This window comes from Nonomuraea sp. NPDC049784 (assembly GCF_040659615.1).
In the GTDB taxonomy this organism is placed as follows: domain Bacteria; phylum Actinomycetota; class Actinomycetes; order Streptosporangiales; family Streptosporangiaceae; genus Nonomuraea.
Map to the genome: position 1 here is coordinate 1 of NZ_JBFAMX010000080.1, position 9,279 is coordinate 9,279.

A 9,279-nucleotide genomic window follows, 5' to 3' on the forward strand; every position below is an offset into this window, starting at 1 on the left:
GGCAGCGCGAGCGCCCCGCCCACGGCCACCGGCACGTCGTACGCCCAGGGGAACAGCTCCGCCTGCGAGGCGTAGTGAGGGGTCGCGCCCGTGGTCCAGAGCGGCAGGCCGATGCCGCTCACCCGGGGCAGGTCCCGGATCCGGCCGTCCACGACGATGCCCGCGCCGCCCTTGCCCTTGAAGTAGCGCACCAGCATGTCGCCGAAGCAGCCGGTGTACGCGCTGCCATAGGCCTGCACGAGCAGCACGTCGCCGGGCTCGATCGCCTCCAGCACGGCCCACAGCGCGGTGTGCCGCTCGACGTACTCCTGACCGAGCCCCGAGGCGATGTCCTCGCGCTGCGGCATGAACTGCAGCGTGCGGACCCGGCCGGCGATCCTCTGCCCCGTGGCGATGGGACGCGGTCCCTCGATGAAGGTCCGCCGTATGCCCTGGGCGTGCAGCTTGGCGCAGGCGGTGGCCGAACTGATCCGGGACAGCCCCTCCACGAGGACGGGATCGGGTTTGGCGGGCAGAGGCCCGCGAACAGGCAGATCCCAGATGGCGTCGTCCATGTATCTCCTCAGTAGTGCTGGTGTGACGGCGTGCGGACGCGCGCGGTCGTGTGCAGGTCGAGCCGGATGCGGCGGCCCGGCGGCAACTCGACGAGGAGGCGCGGCCCGTCCACCGTCACCTCCTGCTCGGACTCGGTGGTGGGGGGAGAGGTGTAGGAGCGCGGGTCGCCCGGGTAGCCCTCACTCGCCCGGGTGACGACCGCGCGGTCGATGTCGTGCTCGCCGAACGCGCCCGCCTGCACCACGACCCTGCGGGTGCGGGTGAGGCCCAGGTTGACCAGCTCGACGCGGGCGCCGTCGGGGCGTACCGAGTCGACCAGCGCGGCCACGTCGTGGGGCAGCCCCGGGCGGTAGCGGTCGGCGTCGAAGTAGGCCAGCCGGGTGGGCAGCAGCCCGCCGTTGTAGAGCACCTGCGGGGTGCCGGTGACGAGCTGCAGCAGCGCCTCGGTGAGCACCGGGTTGAGCCGCTGCCAGTGGTGCACGTGAATGGTGGCCAGGTCCTCGTGGTCGGCGTCGATGAGCGCCATCCGCCGCTGCACCTGGCTGAGCGCGGTGGACAGCATGGCCTCGGGGAAGCCGGGATTGGCGCCGCGCAGGAACTCCAGCCAGGGCGCCTCGTGCCCGGCCTCCTCCTTGTTCCTGAACGGCCGCACCGTGGACCAGTCGTAGCCGGAAGCGGCCCGCAGGCGGTCTATCCGTTCAAAATCCCCGCGTCCGAGTGAGGCGTGCCAGAGCCAGACGGGCAGGCCCAGCTGCGGCGGCTGGAAGTCGAACCAGCCCTGGTCGTCGTGGCGGTTGGGCACCAGCATGGTGGGCTTGCCCGCCTCGTCGCCCAGCTCGGCCAGCCAGCGATCGCTGGTGCTCATCTCCGTCTCGGTCACGCCGGCCTGGATGGCCTTTTCGTACACGGTCTCCAGGGGCGCGCGGCCGATGGCGAGCGCGTCGTCGTCGCCGGTCAGCAGGTGGGCGTTGACGGCGGCGATCGCGGCGGCGGCGCCCACGCTGTAGAGGCCGTGCGGCCACTGCCAGCCGTAGTTGCCGCCGTACCAGCGGCCGCCGTGCAGCTCGCCGACCTCGCCGGACGGGCCGACGTTGTCGGGCAGGATCCCGTTGTTGGCCTCGGCCCGCCGCTGCCACGCGCCGATGTAGCGCAGCGCCCAGTCGCGGTAGCGGGCGTCGCCGTCGTACAGCCAGGCGTTGACGGCCAGAGTGGTCGCGGCCAGGTTGACGGCCACGTCGCCGCGCCCGATGCGCTCGCTCATGGCCGCGCCCATGCGGGCGGCGTTGCTCGGGTCGGACAGGTCCGACCACTCGGTGATGCCGGGCAGGTCGCGCAGCGGCAGCCCGTACGGCCGCATGCTGACCAGGTCCGTGTGGTACGAGGCCCACTCCCACTGCAGCCCGTAGCGGGGGCCGCCGGCGCCGTTGTGCGGGGCGCGGATGATGTCGTGCTCGGCGTCGTAGTTGGCGGAGCCGGGCAGGTAGAGGTCGGCGAAGCGGCGGGCGCGGTCGCGGAAGCGCTCGTCGCGCGGGTCGGCCGCGCAGATGCCGTAGAACAGCAGCAGCGACTCGCCCTGGTGGAACCAGTCATAGCCGCGCTCGAACTCGTCCACCAGGTAGCCCAGCTCGGTGAGCTGCGCGGTCACGCCCTCCCAGTGGTGCTTCGAGGCGTCCAGCAGGTCGTCGGCGCCGCCGAGCTGGTAGAGCGCCGGCCAGTTGAAGAACGCCTCGTAGAAGTCGTCGGCGCCGTCCCTGTCGGCGGCGGGGCCGTGGTAGATGAGCCGCCCGTCGGGCCCGCAGTAGCGGGCGGCGAAGGCCCGCCAGGCCTCGTCGAGGGCGTCGAACAGCCTGCGCTCGAGCACCGCCCAGGCCGGCGGCACGCCGAGCGGTACGGTCGCTGTGACAGAGGGATCGCTCGCGGGTCCCGGAGATACAGGTCGCATCTTCACCCTTTCGTTGCTCCCGCGGTGAGGCCGCTGATGATGTGCCGTTGCATGAAGACGAAGAAGACCAGCAGCGGGGCGATGGCCAGCAGCAGCGTCGGGAAGACCACCGTGTAGTCGGTGGAGTACTGGCTGACCGCGGCGTAGACGCCGGTCGTCACGGTGTAGAGGCCGCTGCCGGGGCCCAGGATGATCTGCGGGTTCACGAAGTCGTTCCACACCGAGAAGGTGTTGAGGATGACCATCGTGGCGACCGCGGGCCTCATCAGCGGGAAGACGATCCGCCAGAACGTACGCATCCTGCCCGCCCCGTCCACGGCGGCCGCCTGGTCGAGCACAGCCGGGATGGTGGCGATGTAGCCCGCGTACAGGAAGATCGAGAAAGGTAGCGTTAACACGGTCTCGAACAGGACGAACCCCCGGATGGTGCCCATCAGGCCGAGGGTCTTGAGCACGTACACGACGGGGATGACCAGCACCTGGCCCGGGATGAACGTCCCGGCCAGGAAGAACAGCATCAGGATCCGGAAACGGCGCTTGGGGCTGCGCGCGATGACGTAGGCGGCCGGAGCGGCCAGCACCACCGACAGCACGTTCACCGCCACCACGAACAGCAGCGTGACCGCGTAGCCCTTGACCACGTTGAACTGCGGGTTCGTCAGCGCCCTGCCCAGGGGCTCCAGCGTGAGGTTCCCCAGGCCGAACGGGTTGGCCAGGATGTCCTGCTGGCCCTTGAACGCGTTGACGGTCAGCACGTACAGGGGGATGAGCATGAAGGCGACGGTCGCCCAGAGGAAGGTCTTTCTCACTGGTGGACCGCCAGTTCGCCGCGCCTGCGCAGCTTGGTCACCACGAACGCCAGCGCCGCCGTCACCAGCATGAGCAGCACCGACTGCGCGGAGCCGAAGCCGAGGCGGGCGTCGTGGAAGGAGTTCCACAGGATGAGGTAGGCGACGGTCTGCGTCTGCCCGGCCGGGCCGCCCGCCGTGAGCGACACCACCAGGTCGTACGTCTTGAGCAGCGTCACCAGCGACAGCACGATGTTGACCGTCACCGACGGGCCCAGGGCGGGCAGCGTCACGTTCCTGAACACCTGCCGGCGCGTCGCACCGTCGATGCGCGCCGCCTCGAGCAGCGAGTGCGGCACGGCCTGCAGCCCGGCCAGGTAGAGCACCACGTTGACGCCGAACCCGGCCCACACCAGCACCGCGATCATGGTGATGGTGGCCCAGGTCGGGTCGGACAGGAACGGCAGCACCTGCCCGCCCCACTTGGTCACCAGGTTGTTGACCGCGCCGGTGGTGCCGAGGATCGCCGACCAGAGGAAGCCGACCACGAGGGCGCTGAGCACGTGCGGGTAGAACAGCACGATCCGGAAGAACGTGTTCGCCTTGGAGGCGCCGTTCACCAGGACGGCGAAGCCGAGGCCGAGGAGGTTGAGCCCGGCCGTGCCCGCCACGGCCACCAGCAGGGTGACGAGGGCGGCGCGGCGCAGCTCGGGGTCGTCCAGGAGGTCGAGGTAGTTGGCGGCGCCGACGAAGGCGGGGTCGGCGCTGAAGCCGTCCCAGTCGGTGAGGCTCAGGTAGAGCGCCAGGCCGACTGGGATGACCAGCATCACGATGTAGAGGACGGTGGCGGGGCCGACCATGATCGCGGTGGCCCATCCGTCGCCGCGCTTTCGTTTCGGGAGAGCGGGTGCTTTGGCGAGAGCTGGGGGTGCTTCCCGGGTGAGCGTCATTTGCGGCCGGCCAGCCAGCGGTCCACGCCCTCGGCGACTTCCTTGGGCGACTTGCCCACGTACAGGCCCTGGACCTCGGTGTTCCAGGCGGCGTTGAAGCCCTTGGGCAGGGTCGCGTCGCCGTACCCCTCACCCTGCGGGACGCCGGAGGGTGCGCCGTCGAGGATCTGCTGCACCTGCTTCTCCAGCGGGGTGAACTCGCGCTCCACGCCGGCGCGGAAGTTGCCGTCCTGCTTGAGCTGGCTCTTGACCGTCGCCGGGTCGGTGACGAGCCACTGCACCAGCTTGAGCGCCGCGTCCTTGTTCGGGGCGGACTTGAGGATCATGTACGGAGCCGCCATCGTGGCGCCCTGCGGCCCCGGGTACTGCTGGCCCTTGTCGACCGGGGCGGGGAAGACGCCGACCTCGAAGTCCTTCGTGGCCTTGGCCTCGGCGGCGGTGAACCAGCTGCCCATGATGTACATGGCCGACTTGCCGGACAGGAACGCGGTCTCGGCGTCGGCGTACTTCATGCCCAGGGCGTTCTTGTCGACGTACCCCTTGTCGATCCAGGTGCGGTAGCGCTCCAGGTACGGCAGGAGCGACTCGCCCCCCTTGAGCTTGCCCGCCTTGACGTCCTGCTGCCAGGTGGGGTGGAGCTGGGCACGCGACGGGTTGGTGAACTGCATGAGCTGGAGCCCGGTCAGGAACTCGCCGCCGGTCTGCAGCGGCAGCCACCCGGCCGTCTTGAGCTTGCCCATCGCGGCGTCGAACTCGTCGAGCGTGGTCGGCGGCTTGTCGATCCCGGCCTTCTCGAACGCGCTCTTGTTGTAGAAGACCAGCGACTGCGCCTGTACGCCGACGCCGACCGTGTAGATCTTGCCGCCCAGGCTCGCCTCCTTGGCCAGCGGCGTGTCCTTCGCCCACGGCTGGTCGGTCAGGTCGAGCATCTGCTTGGAGAGCGTCTCGTCCGCCGTCAGCGTCTCGACCACGTCGGGCGGGTTGCCCGCGGCGAGCTGCTGGGGCAACGTGTCCGCCACGCCCTTGCCGGTCGGCGCCTCGACCTTGACGTCGATGCCGGGGTTGGCCTGCTCGAACGGCTTGACCAGGCCGTCCCAGTACGCCTGAGTGAGGTTCGGGGTGATGTTGACCAGCATCCTCACCGTGACCTGGCCGCCCTCGCTCTGCTTCGCCTGGGAGTCGCCGGCGAAGCCGCCCCCGCCGCAGCCGGTGAGCAGGAGCAGACATCCGAGTGCGGTGGGGGCGAGGAATGGACGGGGGGAACGCATCGCACCTCCAAGGGGGCGAGATCTGCGACGCCTTTTAATGGGTCGTTACTCGATTAGCGATTATTTAATACGTTGGTCACATACCCTCGTCAAGGGGATATGCGGTGCTACAAATAAGTTTCCAGCGGGTAGCTGAGTCATAAATACGTTAAGGTGGGACGGTGTCTGGACGCGCTGACGACAAGCGGCTGGTGCTGGGCGAGGAGGAGCGCTCCACTCTTCTCGAGTGGGCGGAGGGGTCCTCTGAGGGGTTGGGGCTGCGTAGCCGTATCGTGCTCGCCTGCGCCGACGGGCTGCCCCGCAAGGAGATCGCCGACCGGCTGGACGTGAGCGCCGCGACGGTGGCGAAGTGGCGGGCCCGCTTCGTGGAGCGAGGGCTGGACGGGCTGTCGGACGCGCCGCGGCCCGGCCGGCCGCGCAGCGCGGAGCGGCAGGAGGCCGAGCGCGTGATCGCCGCCGCGGCCGGCGGCTCGGCCGTGCCCTCGACCCGTACGATGGCGCGCCAGCTCGGGCTTTCGCAGTCGACGGTGGCGCGGATCTGGCAGGAGCAGCAGGTCGCGCCGCCCGCGGCCCAGCTGCTGCCGAGGGAGCTGCTGTCCGACCGGGTCTACGCGCTGCTGCGCGGCTGGATCGTGTCGGGGGAGCTGGTGGCGGGACAGCGGCTGGTGGAGGCGGAGATCGCCCGCCGGGTCGGCACCAGCCAGGCCCCGGCTCGTGAGGCGATCAAGCGGTTGGCGCACGAGGGGCTGGTCATCTCCTATCCCAACCGGGGGAGCTACGTCGCGGAGATCTCCGACGAGCAGGCCCGCGAAGTCCGCGACATCAGGGTGTTGCTGGAGGAGTATGCCGCACGCGGCGCAGCCGTCCGCATCCAGGCCGATACGTTGCGAGAGCTCTCGGTCGACGTGCTCGCCATGCGGCAGGCGGCCCTCGACGGGGACATCGGCGGCTTCCGCGACGCCGACCTGGCCTTCCACCGGCGGGTCTGCGCGGCCTGCGGAAACTCCTTCCTGCTGCGGTTGTGGCGGACGATCGAGTCCAACCTGTGGAGCCTGCACGTGGTGGGCAACCCGCTCTACGACGGGGACTGGACGGCGATGGCCGGTCACCACGACGATCTGGTGTCGGCCCTGGCGTCGGGCGACCCCGACGAGGCGGCCCGCCTGTTCGCCGCCCACGCCCGCGGCGAGGCCTCCCGCACCCGCCCCCGCACCCGCCCGGACACCGCTTCCGAGACGGCTTTCTGACGCGCCCCACACCGCCCACCCGCCGCGAAGCGGGCGCGGTAGGCGGGCGGTGTGGTGGCCTCAGGCCGAGGGCGTGAGGTCGTAGGTGGCGCCTCGACGGGTGTCGAGGACGAGCACGCCCGGCTCAGGGCGGTCGGCGTCGACCGGGCGCCCGGACTCCGTCACCGTCACCGGCTGAGCCGTCCGGAGCGTGAGCTTGCGCCCCAGGTCCGAGCGGATGCGCCCCCGGGCCAGCGCGCCGGCGTTCCACGTCACGTCCACCTCGAAGCCGCCCCGCGCCCGCAACCCGCGGAACGACCCGGCGGGCCAGGCAGCGGGCAGGGCGGGCAGCAGGTGCACCTGGTCGCCGTGGCTCTGCAGGAGCATCTCCGTCATCCCCGACACCCCGCCGAAGTTGCCGTCGATCTGGAACGGCGGATGCAGGTCGAACATGTTCGGCGCCGTACGGGCGGGCAGCAGCAGATTCGACAGCCGCTTGTACGCCTCGGGAGCGTCCAGCAGCCGCGCCCAGAAGTTGATCTTCCACGCCAGCGACCACCCGGCCCCGGCCTCGCCACGGAGCTCCAGGGTGCGCCGGGCGGCGGCGGCGAGGTCGGGCGAGAGGCGGGGGTCGATCTGGTGGCCCGGGAAGAGACCCCACAGGTGGGAGGTGTGGCGGCTGCGCGACAGCGCGGCGTCGCCCCGGTAGTCCTCCTGCCACTCCTGGATCTGCCCCAAGTGCCCGATCTGGTTGGGAACGAGCCGCGACCGGGCCTCAAGGGCCTTCGAGCCCATCCCGTCCTCGACGCCGAGGATCGAAGACGCCTCCGCGAAGGCCTGGAAGAGGTCCCGCAGGATCTGCATGTCCATCGTGGGCCCGGCGCAGATGCTGACGTTCTCCCCGCCGTCCTCGTGGTGCCCGACCTCCGGCGAGTGGGACGGGTTCGTCACCAGGTAGCCGGTCCTTGGATCGGTCTGCAATGTGTCCAGGAAGAACTCCACCGACCCCTTGATCAGCGGGAAGTGCTCGCGCAGCCGCCGCTCGTCGCCCGTGTAGAGGTAGTGCTCCCACAGCATCAGGCACAGCCACGCCCCGCCGCTCGGCCACACGCCGTAGAACGCGAAGTCCACCGGAGCGGTCCCGCGCCAGCCGTCGGTGTTGTGGTGCGCCACCCAGCCCTTCGCGCCGTACTGCGTCTCGGCCGTCCTGGCTCCCGACTCCGACAGGTCCTTGATCAGGTCGACCAGCGGGTCCATGCACTCGACCAGGTTGGTGGGTGCGGCGGGCCAGTAGTTCATCTCGCAGTTGATGTTGATGGTGTACTTCGACTCCCACGCGGGCGTGAGCGAGTCGTTCCAGATGCCCTGCAGGTTGGCGGCGTAGCCGGGCGCGCGGGAGCAGGAGATGAGCAGGTAGCGGCCGAACTGGAAGTACAGGGCGGCGAGCCCGGGGTCGGCGTCGAGCTGCTTGCGCGCGATCCGCTCGTCGGTGGGGAGCGCGGCCGCCTCCGACGTGCCCAGGTCGATCTCCACCCGGCCGAAGAGCTCCTGGTAGTCCCGTACGTGCTTGCGCCACAGCACCTCGTACGGCTGCCCGCTCGCGCGCACGAGATGCCGCCCGGCCACCTCGGCCGGGTCGCCGCCGACGTCCTTGAAGCTGCGGTAGCTGGAGCCCATGGAGATCAGCAGCGTGACCTCGTCGGCCCCCTCGACGATCAACGTGCCGCCGTCCGTGCGGACCGTGCCGCCGCGGGCCTCGGCCCTGGCCACGGCGCGGAAGCGGACCTCGCCCTTCAAGCCCTGGGTGTCGCCGCTCACGCCGTCGAGAGCGATCGAGTCACGACCGGCCGAGGACGAGGAGGACGTCTGTGGGCTGGAGAAGGTCGCCTGGAAGCTCACCGAGCCCGGCTTGTCGGCCGTGTGCCGTACGACGATGACCTGGTCGGGGTTGCTGGCGAAGGCCTCGCGTGTGTGACGCACCCCGTCCCGCACGAACGTGACGGTGGAGACGGCGCGGGTCAGGTCCAGCTCGCGGCGGTACTCCGTGAACTCGGCCGAGCCCGGGTAGGTCAGCGCGAGGTCACCCAGCACCTGGTACGGCGCCTGCTCGCTGGGCTTGCCGAGGAACTTCTTGTCCGCCAGGTTCTGCGCGGCCTGCCATTTGTCCTCCCACACCCATTGCCTGATCTGGGGGAGCGCGGCCAGCGCCTCGGGGTTGTCGTAGTCGTGCGGCCCGCCGGCCCAGATGCTGTCCTCGTTGAGCTGCAGGCGCTCGGTGGCGACGCCGCCGAAGACCATGGCCCCGAGCCGCCCGCAGCCGATCGGCGTCGCCTCGAGCCAGGCCGCCGCCGGGCGGTTGTACCAGAGCACCAGCGGGCTGCTGCCTGGCTCGGACGCGAATGCCGGGCTGGTCACGAGCAGGGAGCCCGCGGCGGCTCCTAAACCGGTCTTGAGTACGCCTCGTCGTGTGTAGCCGTCGTTGGACACAGTTACTCCAGAAGGCAGTGAGAGAGCGCGTGGATGCGTACGACCTGTCCGGCGTGGAAGCCG

6 protein-coding genes and 1 pseudogene are annotated in these 9,279 nt (G+C 70.4%); 1 reads left to right on the top strand and 6 read right to left on the bottom strand.

Annotated elements, in window-relative coordinates; genetic code table 11:
- The 5 genes and pseudogenes from AB0J09_RS19055 to AB0J09_RS19075 all read right to left on the bottom strand — a co-directional run.
- Nucleotides 1-554: pseudogene (locus tag AB0J09_RS19055) on the bottom strand (hypothetical protein); the annotation flags it as partial.
- An 8-nt stretch (nucleotides 555-562) separates the two neighbouring features.
- Nucleotides 563-2,434, bottom strand: a complete 1,872-nt coding sequence (locus AB0J09_RS19060; RefSeq protein WP_360692244.1) for a hypothetical protein — start codon at nucleotides 2,432-2,434, stop codon at nucleotides 563-565.
- A 65-nt stretch (nucleotides 2,435-2,499) separates the two neighbouring features.
- On the bottom strand, nucleotides 2,500-3,306 hold the full coding sequence (locus tag AB0J09_RS19065; protein ID WP_360692247.1) for a carbohydrate ABC transporter permease: 807 nt from the start codon (nucleotides 3,304-3,306) through the stop codon (nucleotides 2,500-2,502).
- Entirely contained in the window at nucleotides 3,303-4,145 is an 843-nt protein-coding gene (locus AB0J09_RS19070) for a sugar ABC transporter permease (RefSeq protein WP_360692250.1), read from the bottom strand. Before AB0J09_RS19070 ends, AB0J09_RS19065 begins: the two co-directional genes overlap by 4 nt.
- Nucleotides 4,146-4,231: 86 nt before the next feature.
- The gene (locus AB0J09_RS19075) at nucleotides 4,232-5,503 is read right to left on the bottom strand and encodes an extracellular solute-binding protein (protein ID WP_360692253.1); all 1,272 of its coding nucleotides are present in this window, start codon (nucleotides 5,501-5,503) and stop codon (nucleotides 4,232-4,234) included.
- 161 nt (nucleotides 5,504-5,664) lie between these two features.
- Here AB0J09_RS19075 and AB0J09_RS19080 point away from each other — a divergent pair, with 161 nt between their 5' ends.
- On the top strand, nucleotides 5,665-6,750 hold the full coding sequence (locus AB0J09_RS19080) for an FCD domain-containing protein (RefSeq protein ID WP_360692256.1): 1,086 nt from the start codon (nucleotides 5,665-5,667) through the stop codon (nucleotides 6,748-6,750).
- 60 nt (nucleotides 6,751-6,810) lie between these two features.
- Here the strand turns inward: AB0J09_RS19080 and AB0J09_RS19085 are convergent, their stop codons facing one another.
- Entirely contained in the window at nucleotides 6,811-9,216 is a 2,406-nt protein-coding gene (locus AB0J09_RS19085) for a glycoside hydrolase family 95 protein (RefSeq protein ID WP_360692259.1), read from the bottom strand.
- Nucleotides 9,217-9,279: the final 63 nt, after the last annotated feature.